Consider the following 21,250-nt stretch of genomic DNA (forward strand, 5'->3'; position numbering starts at 1 on the left):
TATTTCCCTTGCGTTTCCCTTGGGAATGGCGCGTGGAAATTACGGGGTTGCGCCCGGCCAGTCACGTCCTCGTGTTATGCGGGAAAAGGGGTCTCTCCCGTACGGGAACGGATGCCTCAGTGCTGCCGTTGTGCTACGCTTCTCTCCCGGGCAACCTGGAGAGTTGATTGAACGGCGTCACCCCCGACCCGTCAGACCCGATCCGCGATGGCGACGCTCTGTCGCGGCTGAAGCTGGCGCAGGCCCTCGATCGGGCTATTTATGCCATCGCGTGGGAACGTGCCTGGCCACATCTGGCGCGGGTGCTGACTGTCGTCGGCCTGTTCCTGGTGGTGTCGTGGGCCGGCCTCTGGCTGGTGCTGCCGTCCGTCATCCGTGCCATCGGTCTCGTGGCTTTTGCCGGCATCGCAATCGCCGCTCTGGTCCCGCTGATTCGTTTCCGCTGGCCGGGCCGTGACGAGGCTCTGAGCCGGCTCGACCGTGGCTCCGGTATCCGTCACCGCCCGGCGACGACGCTGACGGACACGCTGAGCTCGAAAGACCCGGTCGCGCTGGCGCTGTGGCAGGCGCAGCGCGAGCGCACGCTGGCTTCGCTCAAGCGCATCCGTGCCGGCTTGCCGCATCCGCGCCTCGCCCTGCACGATCCCTGGGCGCTGCGCGCGCTGGTCATGGTGATGCTGGTCGCGACCTTCTTCGCCGCCGGCGACGAGCGCGCGATGCGGTTAGGTGCCGCGTTCGACTGGAACGGCGTGCTGGCGCCGACCAACGTCCGCGTCGATGCCTGGATCACCCCGCCGCTCTACACCGGCAAGCCGCCGGTCATCCTGTCGGCCGCCAACAAGGAGGCCGCAGCGCTGCCTGCCAGCGGCCCGCTCGCAGTTCCGGCCGGCTCGACCCTGATCGTGCGCTCCTCCGGTAGCAGCCTCGATGTCGTCACCTCCGGCGGCCTCAAGGAGGTCGCGCCCACCGAGGCCGCGCCGAAGGGCACCAACGAGAAGCATTTTACCATCACCGGCGACGGCACTGCGCATGTCCGCGCACCTTCCGGCCAGCCGCAATGGGCCTTCGCGGCGACGCCGGACCGCGCGCCCACGATCGCGCTCGCCAAGGATCCCGAGCGTCAGGCCTACGGCGCGTTGCAGCTCTCCTACAAGATCGAGGACGATTACGGCGTCACGGGCGCCGCCGCGCAATTCGTTCCGCGCGCAACCGAAGACAAGGACGGAACCAAGGACGCGGACGGCAAGGCCGCGCGGCCGCTGTTCCAGCCGCCGCAATTCGCGCTGACCCTGCCCAATGCGCGGACCCGCAACGGCGTCGGCCAGACCGTGAAGGACCTCAGCGAGGATCCTTATTCCGGTGCTGACGTGACGCTGACGCTCACCGCCAAGGACGAGGCCGGCAACGAGGCGAAGAGCGAGCCCTTCAACATGCGCTTGCCGGGCCGCCTGTTCACCAAGCCGCTCGCCCGCGCGCTGATCGAGCAGCGCCGCATCCTGGCGCTCGACGCCAACAAGAATTCCGACGTCTACGCCGCGCTCGACGCGCTGATGATCGCGCCCGAGATGTTCACGCCGGAAGCCGGGCAATATCTCGGTCTGCATAGCGTCGCACGCCAGCTCGAGGCGGCGCGCACCGATGATTCCCTGCGTGAGGTCGTGGCGAGCCTGTGGGCGCTTGCGGTGACGATCGAGGACGGCAACATCAGCGACGTCGCCAAGGCGTTGCGCGCGGCGCAGGACGCGCTCAAGCAGGCGCTTCAGCGCGGCGCCAGCGACGAAGAGCTCAAGAAGCTCATGGACAATCTGCGGACCGCGCTCGACAATTACATGCGCCAGTACGCGCAGCAGATGCGCAGCAATCCGCTGGCGCGGCCGGCCATCGGCCTCGACGACCAGATGAAGCGCATCGAGCGGCTGATCCAGCGCGGCAATCGCGAAGCGGCGGCGCGCGAGCTGGACCGCCTGGCCCGCGCGCTGGAAAATCCTCCGGGGCCGCCCAGCGCCGAGCAGAAAGAGATGGACGAGATTGCGCGCGAGCTGAACGATCTGCTTCGGGAGCAGAATGCGCTTCGCGACGAAACCGACCGGCAGAGCAAGGATTCCAAACGCGGCCAACGTACCAAGCCTCTGCCGCCCAAGGTCGCGGAGATCCTGCGCAAATCGAGAGAGCTGCGGCAGAAGACGCGCGGCGCGACCAGCGATCAGCTGGAGGACCTGGCAAGGCAGCAGGACGCCTTGCGCGAAGAGCTCAGGACCTGGCGTGAATCCCAGGGAGCGAGATAGCTCATGAAACACACCTCAATCTGGCAGAACGGCAAGGTCGCGCGCGGAAGCCTCGCCACGGCTTGTCTCGTGCTGATGCTGTCCTGTTCCACGGCTTCGATTGGCCTCGCCCAGTCGTCGCGCGCCGACCAAAAGAGTCTGGATGCACTGCTCGACAGCGCCGAGCGGTCGATGAAGCAATCGGCCGACAACCTGAAGGACAAGAATTCGGACGAGAGCATCGGCCAGCAGTCCCGGGCGATCCGGGACATGGAGAAATATCTCTATCCCGATCCGAACGATCCCTCGGCGTCGCGCGAAGGGTCGCAGGATACGCAGGGCCGGCAGGAGCAACTGAAGAAGCGGCTGGAGGCCCTCAAGAAGAAGCTCGCCGAGATGGGGCTCCAGCAGGATGGCCAGAAAGGCCAGCGCGGGCAGAAGCAGCCGGGGCAGCAGGGCCAACAAGGTCAGCAGGGCCAAGGTCAGGGTCAGGACGGCGACCAGGATGGCGATGACGGCTTCGACGCCGCCGAGAACGCCATGGGAGACGCCGGCAATCAGATCGGCGAGGGCGATGCCGACGGTGCGACGGCATCGCAGGGCAAGGCAATCGACGCGCTGCGCAAGGGCATGCAGGATCTCGCCGACGCGCTCGGCGGGCAGCAGAACGGCGAAGGCCAGGATCCGGGCGATGGTGACGGCCCCGGTCAGGCCGTGGGCCGCCAGCAGAGCGGCGGCGAACGGACCGACCCGTTGGGCCGGCCGCTGCGCGGCAAGGAATATAGCGACGACTACACGGTCAAGATTCCCGGTGAGATCGATGCCCAGCGCGCGCGCCGTATCCTCGAAGAGCTCCGCCGCCGGCTGAGCGATCCCGCGCGTCCGCAGATCGAGCTCGATTACCTCGAGCGTCTGCTGAAGGATTTTTGACGTCACACTCGGTGTCATCGCCCGCGCAGGCGGGCGATCCAGTATTCCAGAGACGGTTGTGATTGAGCCGAGAGGCCGCGGCGTACTGGATGCCCCGGTCGAGGCCGGGGCATGACAGCGGAATACGCCGCGCCGCTACGCCTTCTTCGCTGCCAGCGCGTCGGCGACCGCCGTACGGATGTCGGCCACCGAGAACGGCTTGGTCACGACGTCATGCACCAGCGCATTCAAATTCGAGGCGCGCTCGCGCTGGTCGGCAAAGCCGGTCATCAGCAAAATGGTCAGGTCGGGGAAATCGCGCGCGGCGGAGAGCGCCAGCGCGATGCCGTCCATCACCGGCATCTGGATGTCGGTGAGCAGGAGATCGAACGCGCCGTTCTCGCGGGTCAGGATTTCCAGCGCCTCGGCGCCGTCCTGCGCGGTGACGGTCTCGTGGCCGTCCATGGCGATAGCGCGCGCCACCAGCTGGCGCATCGAGTCCTCGTCGTCGGCGATCAGGATTTTCGGCATGAGACCAACCTTGAGACCAACCTCCGGTACGGGATCTGCAAAATCGATTATACGCTGCCGCCGGCAATGTCGCGCCGGTTGAAGAAGCGGACGTCGATATTGCGGCCCTCCGGCGGCGGCGAGGCCAGGCGCGACCGGAAGAAGGCGCGCTCACCTGGCTGCAGCACGGTCTGCTCCAGCACGGTGTTCCAGGCGTAGATTTCCGCTCCCTGCGCGTCGCGCACCGCAAAGCGCAGCCGCGGGATATCGAGCGGCTTCTTGCTTTGACCCACGATCACGCCCTCGATCACCAGCACCTGCTTACCGTCCACGGTCTCGCTGGAGAGCTTGACGTCCTTGAACGCCAGCCCGCGCAAATTAACTTCGAGTCCGACCATCTTGTAGAACGCCGCCGTCTGCGGCAGCAGTCGGACCATGTCGCCGCGCCAGATGACCAGCGCCAGCACCAGCGCGCCCATGGCGGCGCAGGCGGTCGGCAGGCCGAAATGGGATTTTCGCGGAGCCTCGGTGGGGGCTTGGCGCCTCACCCGCGCCCCGCGGCGGCTGAAGAGGCCGCGGAACCAGGACTGGTGCTGCGCGCCGGCGACGTCATCCTCGGCGGCGCGGGCCGCCGCTGACCATTCGTCCTCGGTCTCCTGGGCGTCCTCGGCCGGCCAGTCGCTGGCGATCGAGGGGCTGTCGACGACAGGCGTGTCGGCGGCGCCGTCGTCCCTGGCGTACGAGTTCCACTGCTCGGCGAGGTCGGACTGGTCGTCGGCCTGGCTGGCCGCCGCCATGGCCGGGACGGACGCCCCCTCGATGGCATCCTCGGCATAGGCGACCCAGGTCTCCTTGCAGCGGGAGCAGCGGACCGTTCGTCCGTTCGCCCCCAGGCTCGCGGGCTTGATGGCGTAGGATGTCGTACAATGGGGGCAGACGATATGCATGGACACGAGCCTTGATGCACGGACTGGTCTTGACGATGCTCCGGTCGCGGAGAGCCGGGCATCCCAGATGCTACAGAGCGACCGTTAACGAACCGGAAACCATAACGGTCGCAAAACCCGTTGATCGCGTGTGGCGGAGCGCAGCAGCGCGGCCCGCGCCCCCTCTCGAACGGAGCTGAGCTTGGTTCGGTTCGAAAATGTCGGATTGCGTTACGGACTGGGGCCGGAGATTCTGCGCGACCTCAGTTTCGAGATTCCGGCGCATTCCTTCCAGTTTCTCACCGGCCCGTCCGGCGCCGGCAAGACCTCGCTGCTGCGTCTGTTGTTCCTGTCGCACCGGCCGACGCGCGGCCTCGTCAACCTGTTCGGCCACGACATCTCGCAGCTCGGCAAGGACGAGATCGCGGATCTGCGCAAGCGCATCGGCATCGTGCTCCAGGACTTCCGCCTGCTCGACCACATGACGACCTATGAGAACGTCGCCTTGCCATTCCGCGTCATGGGCCGCAGCGAGTCGAGCTACCGCAAGGAGGTGATCGACCTGTTGCGCTGGGTCGGCCTTGGTGACCGCATGGACGCGCTGCCGCCGATCCTGTCCGGCGGCGAGAAGCAGCGCGCGGCGATCGCGCGCGCCGTGATCTCGCGGCCGCAGCTCCTGCTCGCCGACGAGCCGACCGGCAGCGTCGATCCGACGCTTGGCCGCCGGCTGCTGCGGCTGTTCATCGAGCTCAACAAATCGGGCACCGCCGTCATCATCGCCACCCACGACATCGGCCTCATGGACCAGTACGAGGCGCGACGCTTCGTGCTGCACCAGGGGCGGCTGCACGTCTATGAGTAGGCCCGACGACCGCGGCGTTCTGGTCGATCTCGGACAGGAGCGTCCGCAGCTTCCGCCCAAGGCGCGCAACATGTCGCCGATCGTGCCGCGCGCCTCGATCCACGGCCGCGCGCTGGTTGCCGTCGTCGCCATCATGACCTTCCTCGCCTCGATGACCACGGGCACGGTGCTGCTCGTCAGTGCCTCCGCCGCGGAATGGCAGTCGGACGTTGCAAGCGAAATCACCATCCAGGTCCGCCCGCAGACCGGCCGCGATCTCGATCGCGACACCGCGGCAGTGACGGAGGCCATCCGCGCGCAGGCCGGCATCATCGAGGTCAAGCCGTTCACCAAGGACGAGAGCGGCAAGCTGCTCGAGCCCTGGCTCGGCACCGGCCTGTCGATGGACGATTTGCCGGTGCCGCGGATGATCATCGCGCGCGTGCAGCCCGGCACGCCGCTCGATCTCGGCGCCTTGCGCGCGCGTGTGACCCAGGCCGCCCCGAGCGCCAGCGTCGACGATCACCGCGCCTGGATCGAGCGGATGCGCTCGATGACCAACGCCACCGTGCTCGCCGGCATCGGCATCCTCGCCCTCGTCATCATCGCGACCATCATCTCGGTCTCGTTCGCGACCCGCGGCGCCATGGCGGCGAACCAACCGATCGTCGAGGTCCTGCATTTCGTCGGTGCCGGCGACCGTTACATCGCCAACCGCTTCCTACGTCACTTCCTCAGGCTGGGCCTGGAGGGCGGCGTGATCGGCGGCGGCGCCGCCATGCTGGTGTTCGGCTTCTCCGAGTCGATCGCCGGCTGGTTTTCCGGGACCCCCGTCGGCGACCAGTTCGCAGCCCTGCTCGGCACCTTCTCGCTGCGGCCGTCGGGCTACATCGTGCTCGCGGTGCAGGCGGTGCTGATCGGCGCCATCACCGCGGTAGCCTCGCGCCAGACCCTGTTCGCGACGCTGAATGACGTCGATTGAGCTCGATAAACCGGACTCCACTTCGCCTCAAAACGTCCTAAAATCATCCGGGGAAGGGATCACCGACATCATATGACCGCGCCGACCGACGATCGATCGCCGAAATTGCCGCGCGGCTGGCTGCGCGCGGCATTGGTATCGACGATCGCGTTCGTCTTCGTCGGCGCGGCGGCGGGCTTCATCGCCTTCCTGGCGCAATTGCGCGGCGCTGAGATCGCGCCGGACCGCAAGGCGGACGGCATCGTAGTCCTGACCGGCGGCTCCTCGCGGGTGTCGGATGCGATGGAGCTCCTGGCGGCCGGCTACGGCAAGCGGCTCCTGATCTCCGGCGTGCACCCGACCTCGACGGCGAGCGACATTTCCCGGACGCTGCCGGAGAACCAGTCCTTCATGCATTGCTGTGTCGATCTCGACCGCACTGCGGTCTCGACCCGCGGCAACGCGGCGGAAGCGCGGCGCTGGGCCGAGGGGCGCGGCTTCAGATCGCTGATCGTCGTCACCTCGAACTATCACATGCCGCGCGCGCTGGTGGAGTTCTCGCATGCGATGCCCGAGACCACGCTGATCCCGTTCGCGGTGGTCGGCGAAAAATGGCGTGAGGAGCCGTGGTGGACCTCGGCCTCCACCTTGCGGCTGCTCTTGTCCGAATACGTCAAGTACATCGCCGCCGAGCTGAGGGTGCGGCTGGAGGATTTCGGGATTGACCTTTCCCCCGAGATGTCGGAGCAGCCTGCTGGCGTGGCGCCGAAGCGGCCCGCCACGGCACAGGCCAATTGATCGGACCATCGATGTTTTTGATTTTCCTGCGCTCGCTCCTGTTCAACGTGCTGTTCTACGCCGTGCTCGTATGCCTCGCGATCGTGGCGCTGCCGACCTTCGCATTGCCGCCGCGCGCCATGCTGACGATCGCGCAATGGTGGGCGAAGGCGACGCTGTTCCTGATGCGCGTGATCTGCAACATCAAGGTCGAATTCCGTGGGCTGGAGAAGATTCCGGCAGGGCCACTGGTGATCGCGGCGAAGCATCAGTCGTTCTGGGAGACGTTCGTGCTGCCGGGCTTCTTCAACCGTCCGATCTTCATCCTCAAGCGTCAGCTCATGCAGATCCCGGTCTTCGGCCAGTTCCTGGTCAAGACCGGAATGATCGCGATCGACCGCAAGGCCGGCGTGAAGGCGCTGCTGGACATGACGCGGCGGGCGCGCGACGCGGTGCGCGCAGGCGGGCAGCTCGTGATCTTTCCTGAAGGCACACGCCGGGCGCCCGGCGCCGCGCCCGATTACAAGACCGGCTTTGCGCAGATCTATTCGTCCTGCGGCGTGCGGTGCCTGCCGATCGCGCTCAATTCCGGCCTGTTCTGGCCGCGCCGCACCTTCATGCGCTATCCCGGCACGCTGGTGGTCGAGTTCCTCGATCCGCTGCCATCAGGCCTGCCGAAAGACGAGTTTCTCTCGCGCGTGCAAACCGCCATCGAAGACGCGACCGGCCGCCTCGTCGAAGCGGGCCGGAAAGAGCAGGAGCAGTTGATCGGCTCGTCGCCGAGCTACGCGCCGTCGCAGAGCTAGCGGTTCTCTCGATCTTCTGCGGGAGCCGGCGCGTGCAGCGAATGCGCATCACCGTGCAGCATGGTCGCGAGCTGATGCAATTGCGTGTCGCAAAAACCTTCGGCCTCGATCGCCTTCACCGTTGCCGTCACGTAGTCGCGGTTGGCGCCGGACTGGCCATGACCCTGGACGACATGGCGATGCTGGTCGGCGAGCGACAGCCGGCCGGCATACTGGACGTGGCCGCGATCGACGACATAGGCGAGCGCGGAGACGCGCTGTCGCGCATCGTTCTCAAGCCACACCGAGCGCATCACCTCGCGATAGACGGAGGTGACCTGCTCGCGCGCCCGCAGATAGGCGACGACGTCGGCGCGGTCCTTCTCGGCGACGCGAAAAGCAATGCCGCGGCAGGCGCCGCCGCGGTCGAGCCCGAGCACCAGGCCAGGCTGCTCCGGCGTGCCGCGATGCACGAAGGAATAGACGCAGAGCGCGCGGTGCTCGCCGACCAGCCGCGCCGGGACGCGTTCCCTGAATTCGAAGCCCGGCCGCCACATCAGCGAGCCATAGCCGAACACCCAGAGGTCGCCCTTGGCTGTGGTGACGGAGGGGAGGGTGATTTCCGACATTTCGGGCACGGCTACCAGAACGACGCCCCCAAGCGAAGCGAATTCTCGGCCTTTCGGCACGGCCGAACCCCGCTTACATTTGACAAAATCTGGGGTCAAAGGGTCGCCGCATGTCAGATATGACCGTTGCCACAGGCCGCCGCCCCCGTTGGGGCCTTTTCATCGCCCCCATTATCCTCCTGATCCTCGCCGTCGCGTGGAGCTGTTTCTGGTTCTATGCGGCCTCGCAGGCCGAAATCGCCGCCGACGCCTGGCGGGCGCAGGAGGCCAAGTCCGGCCGCATCTATGATTGCGCCAAGCGCTCGATCGCCGGCTTCCCGTTCCGCTTCGAGGTCCAGTGCTCCGGCGCCAGCGTCGCCCTGGTGTCGCAGAACGCCAGCAAGACGCCGTTCACGGCGAAGCTCGACAACATCCTGGTCGTCGCCCAGGTCTACGATCCCAAGCGCGTCATCGCCGAATTCTCCGCGCCGGCGACACTCACCGACGGCGTCACGCAAAACACCTTCGTGGTGAATTGGAGCAAGGGCCGCAGCAGCGTGTTCGGCCTGCCGGCGGTGCCGGATCGCGCCTCCATCGTGTTCGACGATCCCGTCATCAATCGTCTCGACGGCAGCGTGCAAGTGCCGCTCGCGCGCGCCAAGCAGGTCGAGCTGCACGGTCGCCTCGCAGACGGGTCGCGGTCGGATCATCCTGTGATCGAGACCGTGCTGCACGTCGCGCAGGGCAGCATCCAGGGTGTTCATCCCTTGCTCGCCGAGCCGTTCGAGGCGGACACGCGCGCGAAGATCACGGGCCTCTCCGACCTCACGCCAAAGCCGTGGCCGCAACGCTTCCGCGAGATCCAGGCCGCCGGCGGTCACATCGAGATCGTCCAGTCGCGCGTCCAGCAGGGCGAGATGATCGCGGTTGCCGCTGGCACGCTCGGGCTCTCGGCCAATGGCCGACTCGACGGTGAGCTGCAGATGACCGTGACCGGCCTCGAGCGCGTAATCCCGGCGCTCGGCATCGAGAAGATGCTGGAGGAGGGGGTGCCGCAGGCAACCCTCGACCGCGTTGCGCCCGGCGTGAAGTCGCAGGACCTCAACAATCTGTTCGGCGCACTCGACCGCGCCGTTCCCGGCCTCGGCAAGGTCATCAAGCAGAACGCCAATGCCGGCGTTGCGGCCGGCATCAATTCGATCGGCACCGAGAGCACGCTCGAAGGCAAGAAGGCCCGCAGCTTCCCGCTGAAGTTCGTCGACGGCGCCGTGCTGCTCGGCCCGGTCAAGGTCGGCCAGATCCCGCCGCTGTATTGATTTGGCGACGCGTCCGCTCACGGATTGATGGAGCCGCGCGCGAGAATGTCTAACCCTCACCCTGAGGAGCCGCGCTCTTCGCGCGGCGTCTCGAAGGGCGAGGCCACCAGCCGGGCCTTCATCCTTCGAGACGCGCGTTCCGCGCTCCTCAGGATGAGGATCTGGCAGCACAGTCGTCGCGCGAAGGACTACGGCTTCTTCAACGCCGCATGCGGCCGGCCGAAATCCGGCGCCGCCGAATCCTGGCCGATCTCGACGATGCCGCGGCGGATGGCGCGCGTGCGCGTGAAGTGGTCGAACAGCGCCTCGCCGTCGCCGCGGCGGATCGCGCGGGTAAGCTTGGCGAGATCCTCGGTGAAGGTGCCGAGCATTTCCAGCACGGCTTCCTTGTTGGCGAGGAAGACGTCGCGCCACATCGTCGGATCGGACGCCGCGATGCGGGTGAAGTCGCGGAAGCCGCCGGCGGAGAACTTGATCACCTCGGACTCCGTCACCTGCGCCAGCTCGTCGGCGGTGCCGACGATGGTGTAGGCGATCAGATGCGGCAGATGGCTGGTGATCGCGAGCACGAGATCATGATGATCCGGCGTCATGATCTCGACCTTGGCGCCCATCGCCGCCCAGAAGGCGCGCAGCCGATCGGTGGCCGCCGCATCGACGCCTTCCGGCGGCGTCAGGATGCACCAGCGGTTGATGAAGAGCTCGGCGAAACCAGAATCGGGGCCCGAATGCTCGGTGCCCGCGACGGGATGCGCCGGCACGAAATGAATGGTCTTGGGCAGATGCGGCGCCATGTCCCTGACGATCGCGCCCTTGACCGAGCCGACGTCGGAGACGATCGCGCCCGGCTTCAGATGCGCAGCGATCTCCTGCGCCACCGGCCCGCAGGCCCCGACGGGAATGCAGAGGATGACGAGGTCGGCATCCTTCACCGCTTCCGCATTGGTCGCCACGACATGGTCGACGATGCCGAGCTCCAGCACCCGCGCGCGTGTCTTCTCCGAGCGCGCGGTGGTGACGATCTCGGAGGCCAAGCCCTGGAGCTTCGCAGCGCGCGCGATCGAGCCGCCGATCAGGCCGAAGCCGATCAGCGCAACGCGCTGGAAGTGCGGCGTGGTGCTCATTTGCCGGCCATGAAGTCGCGCAGGCCCTCGACGACGAGGCGGTTGGCCTCCTCGGTGCCGATGGTCATGCGCAGCGAATGCGGCAGGCGGTAGTTCTTTAGCGCGCGCAACACCAGCCCGCGCTTGGTGAGATACGCGTCGGCCTCGTCCGCGGTCTTGCCCGTTTCCGGGAAGTGGATCAGCACGAAATTGGCGACGCCCGGCGTCACCTTCAGTCCGAGCTTGCCGATCTCCTCGGAGAGCCAGTTGCGCCAGGTCTCGGTGAACTGCTTCGACATCGCCTGGTGCGCAGTGTCCTCGATCGCGGCGACCGCGGCATACATCGCCGGCGTCGACACGTTGAAGGGACCGCGGATGCGGTTGACCGCGTCGATGACGTGCTCCGGACCGAACATCCAGCCGACGCGCAGCGCGGCGAGACCGTGGATCTTGGAGAAGGTGTGCGTCACCACGGTGTTCTCGGTGGTGGCGACGAGCTCGATCCCCATCTCGTAGTCGTTGCGCGAGACGTAATCGGAATAGGCGGCATCGAGCACCAGCAGCACGTGCGACGGCAGGCCGGCGCGCAGCCGCTTGACCTCGTCGAACGGCACATAGGTGCCGGTCGGATTGTTGGGATTGGCGAGCCAGACCAGCTTTGTCTTCGGCGTCACCGCCTTGAGGATGGCATCGACGTCGCAGGTGAGATTGGTCTCCTGCGCGACCACGTTCTTGGCGCCGACCGCCATGGTCGCGATCGGGTAGACCAGGAAGCCGTGCGTGGTCGAGATCGCCTCGTCGCCGTGGCTGAGATAGGTGTGGGCGAGCAGATTGAGGATCTCGTCCGAGCCGGCGCCGCAGATGATGCGGTTGGGGTCGAGCCCGAAAGAACGGCCGATCGCTTCGCGCAGCACGCGCGAGGTTCCTTCCGGATAGTCTTCCAGATGCGCCGCCACGTTCCTGAACGCCTCGATCGCCTTGGGCGAGGGCCCGAACGGCGTCTCGTTGGCCGAGAGCTTGAACACCTTGCGGCCCGGCTCAGCCACCGGGCTCTTGCCGGGCGTGTAGGGCGCAATATCTAGAATGCCGGGATTCGGCACGGGGCGTGACATCTTCAACTCCGGAAGTAGCTTTAGGCGGTTCGCGATCTACGATTTCGACCCGGTCGAGGGCACCGTATAGCGCGTTGCGTGGCTGCCGACGAGGGCCGTGGAGCGCACCGAGGCCCCCGCTTCGATCAGGGCAGCCTTGATCTTGTCGATGCTGGTGGCGCTTGTGACCGAGACCAGCAGCGCCGCGCCGTCGAAGGCGGTATCGGGCACCGCCACGATCTCGGCGAGCGGCGACAGCGCCCGCGCGACCTCGGCGTTCCACCCGGACACGCGCACGCTGAAGGTCTCGACCTCCGTCACCACGGCGCTGTCGGCGACGCGCGAGATCGCGAACACCGGCAGTGCGGCCGGATGGTCGGCGCGCTCGACGAAGGGCATCCGCGCGATGATCTTCGGCGCGCCGTCCGCTTCCAGCTCCAGCCACCATGGCGTGCGGCTCGAGGTCGCCGAGACCAGCGCCAGATCGCCCTTGGACTTCGCCACCGCTTCGACCGCGGCCTGCGCGCTGAAATGCGCGACGTAAGGCACCGTGAAGCCGAAATGGAAGCGCACGGAATCGCGCATCGCCGGCTCGCTCACCGAGATGTCGGCATGCACGGAGAACGGCGCTTGGACGTAAGTGAACGTCGAGATGATGACGCGCCAGATGCTCTCGACCGTGTCGAGCGGCAGGATGCCGCGATGACGCTGGACGATGTCACGCATCATGGCGGCCTCGCGCGCCGGGCGGAACGCCGAGCCGACCTCCTGGGTCTGCTTCACCTGGATCAGGCGGTCGATAATGTCGCCGCGCTGCATCAGGAGACGATGCATGCCCTCGTCGATCGCGTCGATCTCCTTGCGCAATTCCTGGAGCGATGGTGGCGCGGGCGGACGGTGGGACATATCTGCGAGATGCTGGTGAGAGGCGTTCCAATGCGGGTCGGCCAAGGTCAATCGGCAAGGCCGGATCCGCTACGATCGACGTCCTGATTAGGCAGTCGGCGCGGCGAAAGCAAAGAGAAATGCAAAGGGAAACCGGGCCTTTTCGGCCGGCCTTTCAGGGATGAATTTGGCTAATCCGGACTGTGACTTGACGAAAACCGCCCAAGACAGTAGCTTTTGCGCGTTCCGTGGTCATTTGAGCCGGCCGGCTTGCAGCCACGTTAAAAAACTCGCTAAACAGGCCGGGGACGCTTCCGATCCCGGCCGAACCTATCGTTCAGGCCGGGTTTTTCATGGCCTGATTCCAGCGGCAGCCTGACGGGTGTCGCATACGAGGTCGATGATGGTAGGCGTGAAGTCCGTGCCGAGTCCCGCGATCAGTGCCGACGACCGGTCGCATGAGGCGGATCATCCGAATTCGCAGGTCGCGCAGTTCGGCGCCGAGCAGCCGCTGCGGCTCGATTGCGGCATCGATCTCACCCCGTTCCAGATCGCCTACCAGACCTATGGCGAGCTCAACGCCGATCGTTCCAACGCGGTGCTGATCTGCCATGCGCTGACCGGCGATCAGCATGTCGCCAACGTGCATCCCGTCACCGGCAAGTCGGGCTGGTGGGAGACGCTGGTCGGTCCCGGCCGACCTCTTGATCCTCAGCACTACTTCATCATTTGCGCCAACGTGATCGGCGGCTGCATGGGCTCGACCGGGCCGGCCTCGATCAATCCGGCGACCGGCAAGGTGTGGGGCCTGGATTTTCCCGTCATCACCATTCCCGACATGGTGCGCGCGCAGGCGATGCTGATCGACCGGCTCGGCATCGACACGTTGTTCGCGGTGGTCGGCGGCTCGATGGGCGGCATGCAGGTGCTGCAATGGACCGCGGCCTATCCCAAGCGCGTGTACTCCGCGCTGGCGATCGCCTGTTCGACACGGCACTCGGCGCAGAACATCGCCTTCCACGAGCTCGGCCGCCAGGCGGTGATGGCCGATCCCGACTGGCACAACGGCCGCTACACCGATCAGGGCATCCATCCGCATCGCGGACTTGCGGTGGCACGGATGGCCGCGCACATCACCTATCTCTCGGACGCCGCGCTGCATCGCAAGTTCGGCCGCCGCATGCAGGACCGCGAGCTGCCGACCTTCTCGTTCGACGCCGATTTCCAGGTCGAGAGTTACCTGCGCTACCAGGGCTCGTCCTTCGTCGAGCGGTTCGACGCCAACTCCTATCTCTATCTGACCCGTGCGATGGACTATTTCGACATCGCCGGTGACCACGGCGGCGTGCTGGCGAAAGCGTTCGCGGGCATCGAGACGCGCTTCTGCGTGGTCTCCTTCACCAGCGACTGGCTGTTCCCGACCTCGGAATCGCGCGCACTGGTGCATGCGCTGAACGCGTCGAGCGCGCGGGTGTCGTTCGCCGAGATCGAGACCGATCGCGGCCATGACGCCTTCCTGCTCGACGTGCCCGAATTCTTCGATATCGCCCGTGCCTTCCTGCAATCGGCAGGGAAGGCGCGCGGGCTCACCGCCAGGATTGACTGACAAGGACGGCTAGCGATGTCTGTGCAGGAAGTGCTGCCGCTGGGCGGCGTTGCGACGGAGCAGTCCGGCCAGTTTCGCGCCGATCATCTGCTGGTCGCCGAGATGGTCAAGCCCGGCTCGAAAGTGCTCGACGTCGGCTGCGGCGAGGGCGATTTGCTCCAGCTTCTGGAGACCCGCGGCATCGACGGGCGCGGCATCGAGCTGTCGCGCGAGGGCGTCAACCGCTGCGTCGCCAAGGGCCTCGCGGTGGTGCAGGGCGATGCCGACACCGATCTCGTCAATTATCCCGACGACGCCTTCGATTACGTCATCCTGTCGCAGACGCTGCAGGCGACGCGGCAGCCGCGGGTCGTGCTGGAGAATCTGCTGCGCATCGGCCGCCGTGCCATCGTGTCGTTCCCGAATTTCGGCTTCTGGAAAATGCGGCTCCAGCTCCTGGTCGGCGGTCACATGCCGCGCACCGAGAATCTGCCGGCGACCTGGTACGACACCGCCAACATCCATTTCTGCACCATCAAGGATTTCGTCGAGCTCTGCGACGCGATCCACGTCAAGATGGAGCGCGCCGAGGCGCTGGATCTCTACGGCCGTCCATTGCGGCTGCGATTGCCGTGGTGGGTGTGGAACATGTTCGGCGAGCAGGGCGTGTTTCTGCTCACGCGCGGGCAGGGGAAGTAGCTGCCGTCATTCCGGGCCTGCGCCTGTCGGCGCATCCCGGAATGACAGCGACTGGCAGCCTAATGCGCCGCCAGCGACCGCGGATCGCGCACCGGCCAGCGCCCGGCTTCCACCAGCGTCACGAACCGCTCCACGCTCTCGTTGAACAGCGCGGGCTCTTCGAGATTGAGCACGTGGCCTGATTTCGGAAACATCGCGAGGCCCGCCGCGGGCAGGTGCTTCTTCAGGAACAGGCTTGCTCCGACGCAGGGACCGTCTTCGTCGCCGCAGATGATCAGCGCCGGTGTCGCTACGCCTCTGATCGCGTCGGTCATCGCAAAGATCGAGGGACGGCCGCCCTGGAAGCCGCGCATCGTGTTCGCGGAGCCTTTGGCATCGTGGCGCGCCAGCGCGGCGTAGAAATCGGCGTGGCCGCGCGGGTCCTTCACGAGGAACGGAATCCGGCTCGGCGCCTCGCGTGTGACCTTTGCGACCTCGGCGGAGCCGAGCGTCTCGAACTGCTCGGCATTGGCGCGGCACTGCTTGCGCCAGTTGTCGAGATTCTCGATCTCCGATCCTGAGCCCACGCCGGCCAGCGTCATCGACAGCGCGCGCTGCGGCGCGTTCAACCCGATCTGGAGCGACGAATAGGCGCCCATCGACAGGCCGACGAGATGCGCGCGCTCGATCTTGAGATGATCGAGCACCGCGAGCGCGTCGGTGTAGAAATGCTTGTAAGTGTAGACCTCGCCATCAGGCACGTCCGACGGGGTGTAGCCGCGCGCGGAATAGGTGATGCAGCGATGGCCGCGCGAGAAGTAGCGCATCTGCGGCTCCCAATTGGTGTAGTCGGCCGCGAACTCATGCAGAAAAATAATCGGCGTTCCCTGACCCGCTTCTTCGAAATAGATGCGGACGTCATCCCTGGTCGTGGCGTGGGGCATTAACTGTTTCCCTCTCTTCAAGCCGCCTTTGGAGAATTGCAGTTAACGTTGTTGTCCGCAATGCGGCAGCCTCAAGCCAGCACCGGCACAAAATCATCGCAGCTATTCGCGGGCGTGGCGTCTTTTTCTCGCCACATCCGGCGGCTTAACGGCCAGACGGATGCCGGCCATCGCACGGGCCGATTGGGGAAGTGGGGTGTCAAGAAGGATGAAGTATGTTGGAGTTGTTTGCGTCTCGCCTGTCGCGTTGTGTTGTCGCGCTGGCGATTTTCTTCGCGGCGGTTGCCGCGTTCGTTTCTCCGGCCTCAGCGCGGCCGCATCATCGTCATAGCGCAGAGCGGCACGCTTACGTGCACCACGCCAGACATCATCATTACCGTCATTATCGCCACCATGCCCGCAGCTCGCGCTTCGAGCGCGGCGCGGCGCAGTTGCAGGCGAGCGGCTTCGCCGACACCCAGGCGAGCTACAATCCGAACGCCAATGTCGGCGGCATGGCCAACAACGGAATGACCAATCCTGGAATGGCCAATAGCGGTGGCGGCTTCGGCGGCGGATCGGGCCTCGTGTCCGAGGCGCGCCGTTATATCGGCGGCAATCCGACCGGGCGCGGCAGCCTGTGGTGCGCGCGCTTCATGAACATGGTGCTGCAGCATACCGGCCATCAGGGCACCGGCTCCGACATGGCGAGCTCGTTCGCGCGCTACGGCACGCGTGTCTCCGGTCCGCAGGTCGGCGCCATCGCGGTCATGTCGCGCGGTCGCCGGGGCGGCCATGTCGGCATCATCACCGGCGTGGACGCGCAGGGCAATCCGATCATGATTTCCGGCAACAACGGCAATCGTGTTCGCGAGGCGCCGGTCTCGCGCGGCCGGATCTATGCGTATGTGATGCCGAACTGACGACGGAGCCGTAGGGTGGGCAAAGGCGCGCAAGCGCCGTGCCCACCGGCGGTGCAACGGAGTTAGATGGACCGGAGTGGTGGGCACGCTTTCGCTTTGCCCACACTACGGCAGCGGCGGACGGCTCACACCAATCTCGGCGCTTCCACCGCGATCGCGTCACCGACGCCGATCTCGCCGTCGGCGATCACCTCGGCATAGATGCCGCAATCCATGTGGCCGAGATTGCGCGAGAGCGTCGGCGGTATCTCGAGATCGCGCTGCGCGGTCTTGGGATCGACGTTGACCGCCGGGCAGCGGACGATGCGCTTGACCACCTTGAGCCGGGCCTCGCCGATCGCCAGCGTCTCGCCGACGAGGTCGAGCTCGGACCAGGCCGGCCAGCCCTTCACGTAGAGATTGGCGCGGAAGCGCAGTGGATTGACTGCGGCGCCGCCGAGCATGGTCTCGATCGCCCGGACGCTGTCGAGATTGATGATCGATACGACCTTGCGGGCGACGTCCGAAAAGCTGTGGTCGCGGCCGGACAGAACTTTTGGCGGGCCCTTCAGCTCCGGCTGAAAATTCTCCGTGAAATAATCCTCGATGGCGGCGCGCCCGGCAGTGGTCTCCAGATCGCCGCTGGCGACGATCTGGCCGTCCTTGCGGATGGTCAGGCGGTTGGTCGCGTCCTCGAACCGGCTGTCGAGGGACGCCAGCCGCTCATTGCGCGCCAGCATCAGGAACTGGATTTTCGGCTTCCAGGCCGGCGCCTCCGGATCGAAGCCGCTCGGTCCGTTCTCGATGGCGTAGCGGCGGTCGGCGGGCAGGGTCTGGCCGGTCCGCAAGGGGACCCGGGGCAGGGATTCCGGCGTCAGGCCTTTGATCGGGTAACGGTAAAGGCCGGTGATTTCGGCGGTCTGGCTGGCTGTCATGTCGCTACTTAAGGGATTCGACCTGCTGGCGCCAAGCAGGCGGACCCGTGCACGAAATTGTGAACGCGCCTCTTCCGATCCGAGGCCAAGCTTCCCACATCTGGGTCAGGCCGGCGCCAGCGCCGGCTGATAACGACCGCTGCCGGTTGAGGAACGTCAACGCGTCCAGCGGAAACCCAATGAAGATGCCGTTTGGAGTGCCTTAGAGGGCTCCAGGGGCAGGCCGAGGGAAAGAAAAGACATGAACATCGACAAATATACCGAACGCTCCAGGGGCTTCGTTCAGTCAGCGCAATCGCTTGCGGTGCGCGAGGGGCATCAGCAGTTTTCGACCCTGCACGTCCTGAAAGTTCTGCTGGACGACAATGAGGGGCTCGCTGCCGGTCTGATCGACCGCGCCGGCGGCAATTCCCGCGCCATCCTGAAGGCGACCGAGGACGCCCTCAACAAGGTGCCGAAGGTCTCCGGCGGCGGCGCCGGCCAGATCTATCTGGCCCCCGAGCTCGCCCGCACTTTCGACGCCGCCGAAAAGGCCGGCGAGAAGGCCGGCGACAGCTTTGTCACCGTCGAGCGGCTGCTGCTCGGCCTCGCGCTGGAAAAGACCAGCGAGGCCGGCACGATCCTGGCCAAGGGCGGCGTCACCCCGCAAAATCTCAATGCCGCGATCGAGGCGCTGCGCAAGGGCCGCACGGCGGACTCGGCGACCGCCGAGAACGCCTATGACGCGTTGAAGAAATATGCCCGCGACCTGACCCAGGCTGCGCGCGACGGCAAGCTCGACCCGGTCATCGGCCGCGACGAGGAGATCCGCCGCACCATCCAGGTGCTCTCGCGCCGGACCAAGAACAATCCCGTGCTGATCGGTGAGCCCGGCGTCGGCAAGACCGCCATCGCCGAGGGCCTCGCGCTGCGCATCGTCAATGGCGACGTGCCCGAGACCCTCCAGCACAAGAAGCTGCTCTCGCTCGATCTCGGCGCGCTGATTGCGGGTGCGAAGTACCGCGGCGAGTTCGAGGAGCGGCTGAAGGCCGTGCTCCAGGAAGTCACCGCGAGCGAGGGCAATTTCATCCTGTTCATCGACGAGATGCATACGCTGATCGGCGCCGGCAAGGGCGACGGCGCGATGGACGCGTCCAACCTGCTCAAGCCCGCGCTCGCGCGCGGCGAGCTGCACTGCATCGGCGCCACCACGCTCGACGAGTACCGCAAGCACGTCGAGAAGGATGCGGCGCTGGCGCGGCGCTTCCAGCCGATCTTCGTCAGCGAGCCCTCCGTCGAGGACACCATCTCGATCCTCCGCGGGTTGAAAGACAAGTACGAGCAGCACCACGGCGTGCGGATCACCGATTCCGCGCTCGTGGCGGCGACGACGCTGTCCAACCGCTACATCACCGACCGCTTCCTGCCGGACAAGGCGATCGACCTCATGGACGAGGCGGCCGCGCGGCTGAAGATGCAGGTCGATTCCAAGCCGGAAGAGCTGGATTCGCTCGACCGCGAGATCATCCGGCTCAAGATCGAGCAGGAAGCTCTCAAGAAGGAGAGCGATCTCGGCTCCAAGACCCGTCTCGAGGGGCTTCAGAAGGAGCTCAGCGAGCTCGAAGAGAAATCCGCGGCCCTGACGTCGCGCTGGAGCGCGGAGAAGAACAAGCTCTCCAACGCCCAGAAGCTGAAGTCAGAGCTGGACGCGCTACGCGTCGATCTCGCCGACGCACAGCGGCGCGGTGAATTCCAGAAGGCCGGCGAGCTGGCCTATGGCCGGATCCCGCAGCTCGAGAAGCAGCTCGCGGACATCGAGGCGCGTGAGGGCTCCGGCGATATGATGGAGGAGGCGGTCACCGCCAACCACATCGCGCAGGTGGTCTCGCGCTGGACCGGCGTGCCCGTCGACAAGATGCTGGAGGGCGAGAAGGAGAAGCTCCTGAAGATGGAGGAGCAGCTCGGAAAGCGCGTCGTCGGCCAGGCCGAGGCCGTGCGTGCGGTGGCAACCGCCGTGCGCCGTTCGCGCGCGGGCCTGCAGGACCCGAACCGGCCGACCGGCTCGTTCATGTTCCTGGGGCCCACCGGTGTCGGCAAGACCGAGCTGACGAAAGCGCTCGCGGAGTACCTGTTCAACGACGAGACCGCGATGGTCCGCCTCGACATGTCCGAGTACATGGAGAAGCACTCGGTCTCGCGGCTGATCGGTGCGCCTCCCGGCTATGTCGGTTATGACGAGGGCGGCGCGCTCACCGAAGCGGTGCGGCGCCGGCCTTATCAGGTCGTGCTGTTCGACGAGATCGAGAAAGCGCATCCTGACGTCTTCAACGTCCTGTTGCAGGTGCTCGACGACGGCCGCCTGACCGATGGTCAGGGCCGTACCGTCGATTTCCGCAACACGCTGATCATCATGACCTCGAACCTCGGTTCGGAGTATTTGGTGAATCAACCGGAGGGCGAAGACACCTCAGCCGTGCGTGAACAGGTGATGGGAATGGTGCGTGGGCATTTCCGGCCCGAGTTCCTGAACCGTGTCGACGAGATCATCCTGTTCCACCGCCTGCAGAGGAGCGAGATGGGCCGGATCGTCGAGATCCAGTTCGCCCGGCTGCAGAAGCTGTTGACCGATCGCAAGATCGTGCTGACGCTCGATGCCGCGGGCCGCGACTGGCTTGCTGCGAAAGGCTGGGATCCCGCCTACGGCGCAAGGCCGCTGAAGCGCGTGGTCCAGCGCTACCTCCAGGATCCGCTCGCCGAGATGATCCTGGCCGGAGACGTCAAGGACGGGGATACGGTCGCGATCTCGTCCGAAGGCAACGTGCTGACCTTCAACGGCAAGGCGCCGCAGACTGCGGAGATCGCCCAGTTCGAGGCGCCGCCGGCGTCGAAGCGGAAACTGAACTGATCGTCGCGCTCACTGCAAAACGAAAAATCGCCCCGGAGAGGCCAACTCTCCGGGGCGAATTGCTTTGACGAGGTTCGCTCTAGCTGACCGCGGATGTTGAGCCGGGTTCGGCTGGACCTTGCTCGTCGCTGTCCTCTTCGAGCTCCGACAGGATGTCGACAAGCTCGCGCACGCGTCCGTGCGCCAGCGGGCGCAAATCATTGATCATCGGCTCGTCATTGGCGAGCCATGCCTGGGCTTCGGCGAGTTCCTCGACCGTCGCGCCGGTTCCGATGATCTGGGCGATGGTGACTTCGTCGGCCCGATCCACTGTCTTGACGACATCGTCGCGTGAGAGGCGCCGCATGGGGATCCTCCTGTTGGTCGG

At 66.0% G+C, this 21,250-nt stretch carries 20 protein-coding genes and 1 riboswitch; of the genes, 11 read left to right on the forward strand and 9 right to left on the reverse strand.

The annotated features are described in order from the left end of the window. Positions 1-167 precede the first annotated feature (167 nt). Positions 168-2,285, forward strand: a complete 2,118-nt coding sequence (locus AB7535_RS42195; RefSeq protein WP_354114293.1) for a TIGR02302 family protein — start codon at positions 168-170, stop codon at positions 2,283-2,285. Positions 2,286-2,288: 3 nt separating this feature from the next. Then, positions 2,289-3,194, forward strand: a complete 906-nt coding sequence (locus AB7535_RS42200; protein ID WP_354114292.1) for a DUF4175 family protein — start codon at positions 2,289-2,291, stop codon at positions 3,192-3,194. Positions 3,195-3,329: 135 nt separating this feature from the next. Here AB7535_RS42200 and AB7535_RS42205 read toward each other — a convergent pair whose 3' ends face one another. Next, a complete protein-coding gene (locus tag AB7535_RS42205; protein ID WP_028147294.1) occupies positions 3,330-3,704 on the reverse strand; it encodes a response regulator in 375 nt (124 codons plus the stop codon). Between the two features lie 47 nt (positions 3,705-3,751). Then, complete coding sequence (locus tag AB7535_RS42210) at positions 3,752-4,630, reverse strand: MJ0042-type zinc finger domain-containing protein (RefSeq protein WP_071909344.1); 879 nt, start codon at positions 4,628-4,630, stop codon at positions 3,752-3,754. 181 nt (positions 4,631-4,811) lie between these two features. Here AB7535_RS42210 and ftsE point away from each other — a divergent pair, with 181 nt between their 5' ends. The 4 genes from ftsE to AB7535_RS42230 all read left to right on the forward strand — a co-directional run bounded on the left by ftsE (position 4,812) and on the right by AB7535_RS42230 (position 7,994). Further along, positions 4,812-5,471 carry a cell division ATP-binding protein FtsE gene (ftsE, locus tag AB7535_RS42215; protein WP_014491659.1) on the forward strand — a complete coding sequence of 220 codons (660 nt, stop codon included), beginning with the start codon at positions 4,812-4,814 and terminating at the stop codon, positions 5,469-5,471. Beyond that, positions 5,464-6,432: a cell division protein FtsX gene (locus AB7535_RS42220; RefSeq protein WP_063985782.1), complete on the forward strand. Its 969-nt coding sequence runs from the start codon at positions 5,464-5,466 to the stop codon at positions 6,430-6,432. Before ftsE ends, AB7535_RS42220 begins: the two co-directional genes overlap by 8 nt. A 72-nt stretch (positions 6,433-6,504) precedes the next feature. Beyond that, positions 6,505-7,209 carry a YdcF family protein gene (locus AB7535_RS42225; protein WP_166103800.1) on the forward strand — a complete coding sequence of 235 codons (705 nt, stop codon included), beginning with the start codon at positions 6,505-6,507 and terminating at the stop codon, positions 7,207-7,209. A gap of 11 nt (positions 7,210-7,220) precedes the next feature. Then, on the forward strand, positions 7,221-7,994 hold the full coding sequence (locus tag AB7535_RS42230; RefSeq protein WP_085401940.1) for a lysophospholipid acyltransferase family protein: 774 nt from the start codon (positions 7,221-7,223) through the stop codon (positions 7,992-7,994). Here AB7535_RS42230 and AB7535_RS42235 read toward each other — a convergent pair. Beyond that, positions 7,991-8,602, reverse strand: coding sequence for a gamma-glutamylcyclotransferase (locus AB7535_RS42235; protein ID WP_354114291.1), 612 nt, complete (start codon positions 8,600-8,602; stop codon positions 7,991-7,993). The two genes, AB7535_RS42230 and AB7535_RS42235, sit on opposite strands and share 4 nt — an antisense overlap. 110 nt (positions 8,603-8,712) lie before the next feature. On the opposite strand from AB7535_RS42235, the gene AB7535_RS42240 reads away from it, so the two are divergent. After that, a complete protein-coding gene (locus AB7535_RS42240; RefSeq protein ID WP_085401941.1) occupies positions 8,713-9,897 on the forward strand; it encodes a DUF2125 domain-containing protein in 1,185 nt (394 codons plus the stop codon). A gap of 188 nt (positions 9,898-10,085) precedes the next feature. On the opposite strand, the gene AB7535_RS42245 is transcribed toward AB7535_RS42240, so the two are convergent. From AB7535_RS42245 to AB7535_RS42255, 3 genes are read right to left on the reverse strand one after another with little or no spacing between them, the layout of a single operon-like run. Further along, on the reverse strand, positions 10,086-11,021 hold the full coding sequence (locus AB7535_RS42245; RefSeq protein ID WP_354114290.1) for a prephenate/arogenate dehydrogenase family protein: 936 nt from the start codon (positions 11,019-11,021) through the stop codon (positions 10,086-10,088). Next, positions 11,018-12,112 carry a pyridoxal phosphate-dependent aminotransferase gene (locus AB7535_RS42250; RefSeq protein WP_354114289.1) on the reverse strand — a complete coding sequence of 365 codons (1,095 nt, stop codon included), beginning with the start codon at positions 12,110-12,112 and terminating at the stop codon, positions 11,018-11,020. The genes AB7535_RS42245 and AB7535_RS42250 overlap by 4 nt, the downstream gene beginning before the upstream one ends. A 36-nt stretch (positions 12,113-12,148) precedes the next feature. Continuing rightward, complete coding sequence (locus AB7535_RS42255) at positions 12,149-12,997, reverse strand: chorismate mutase (RefSeq protein WP_085401942.1); 849 nt, start codon at positions 12,995-12,997, stop codon at positions 12,149-12,151. Between the two features lie 217 nt (positions 12,998-13,214). Beyond that, positions 13,215-13,294, forward strand: a riboswitch (SAM riboswitch). A gap of 85 nt (positions 13,295-13,379) precedes the next feature. Here AB7535_RS42255 and metX point away from each other — a divergent pair. After that, a complete protein-coding gene (metX, locus tag AB7535_RS42260; protein WP_354114287.1) occupies positions 13,380-14,582 on the forward strand; it encodes a homoserine O-acetyltransferase MetX in 1,203 nt (400 codons plus the stop codon). Between the two features lie 15 nt (positions 14,583-14,597). Next, entirely contained in the window at positions 14,598-15,260 is a 663-nt protein-coding gene (gene metW, locus AB7535_RS42265; RefSeq protein WP_063985776.1) for a methionine biosynthesis protein MetW, read from the forward strand. Between the two features lie 59 nt (positions 15,261-15,319). Here the strand turns inward: metW and AB7535_RS42270 are convergent, their stop codons facing one another. Then, positions 15,320-16,183: an alpha/beta fold hydrolase gene (locus AB7535_RS42270; protein ID WP_354114286.1), complete on the reverse strand. Its 864-nt coding sequence runs from the start codon at positions 16,181-16,183 to the stop codon at positions 15,320-15,322. Positions 16,184-16,398: 215 nt separating this feature from the next. On the opposite strand from AB7535_RS42270, the gene AB7535_RS42275 reads away from it, so the two are divergent. Then, positions 16,399-17,085, forward strand: a complete 687-nt coding sequence (locus AB7535_RS42275; protein ID WP_063985774.1) for an NlpC/P60 family protein — start codon at positions 16,399-16,401, stop codon at positions 17,083-17,085. A gap of 125 nt (positions 17,086-17,210) precedes the next feature. Here the strand turns inward: AB7535_RS42275 and AB7535_RS42280 are convergent, their stop codons facing one another. Continuing rightward, positions 17,211-17,999 carry an MOSC domain-containing protein gene (locus AB7535_RS42280; RefSeq protein ID WP_208068854.1) on the reverse strand — a complete coding sequence of 263 codons (789 nt, stop codon included), beginning with the start codon at positions 17,997-17,999 and terminating at the stop codon, positions 17,211-17,213. A gap of 241 nt (positions 18,000-18,240) precedes the next feature. On the opposite strand from AB7535_RS42280, the gene clpB reads away from it, so the two are divergent. Continuing rightward, positions 18,241-20,883 carry an ATP-dependent chaperone ClpB gene (clpB, locus tag AB7535_RS42285; RefSeq protein WP_354114285.1) on the forward strand — a complete coding sequence of 881 codons (2,643 nt, stop codon included), beginning with the start codon at positions 18,241-18,243 and terminating at the stop codon, positions 20,881-20,883. Between the two features lie 79 nt (positions 20,884-20,962). On the opposite strand, the gene AB7535_RS42290 is transcribed toward clpB, so the two are convergent. After that, the gene (locus AB7535_RS42290) at positions 20,963-21,229 is read right to left on the reverse strand and encodes a hypothetical protein (RefSeq protein ID WP_014491677.1); all 267 of its coding nucleotides are present in this window, start codon (positions 21,227-21,229) and stop codon (positions 20,963-20,965) included. Positions 21,230-21,250: the final 21 nt, after the last annotated feature.

The sequence above is a fragment of the Bradyrhizobium sp. 956_D2_N1_4 genome, assembly GCF_052076025.1.
Classification (GTDB): Bacteria; Pseudomonadota; Alphaproteobacteria; order Rhizobiales; family Xanthobacteraceae; genus Bradyrhizobium; species Bradyrhizobium barranii.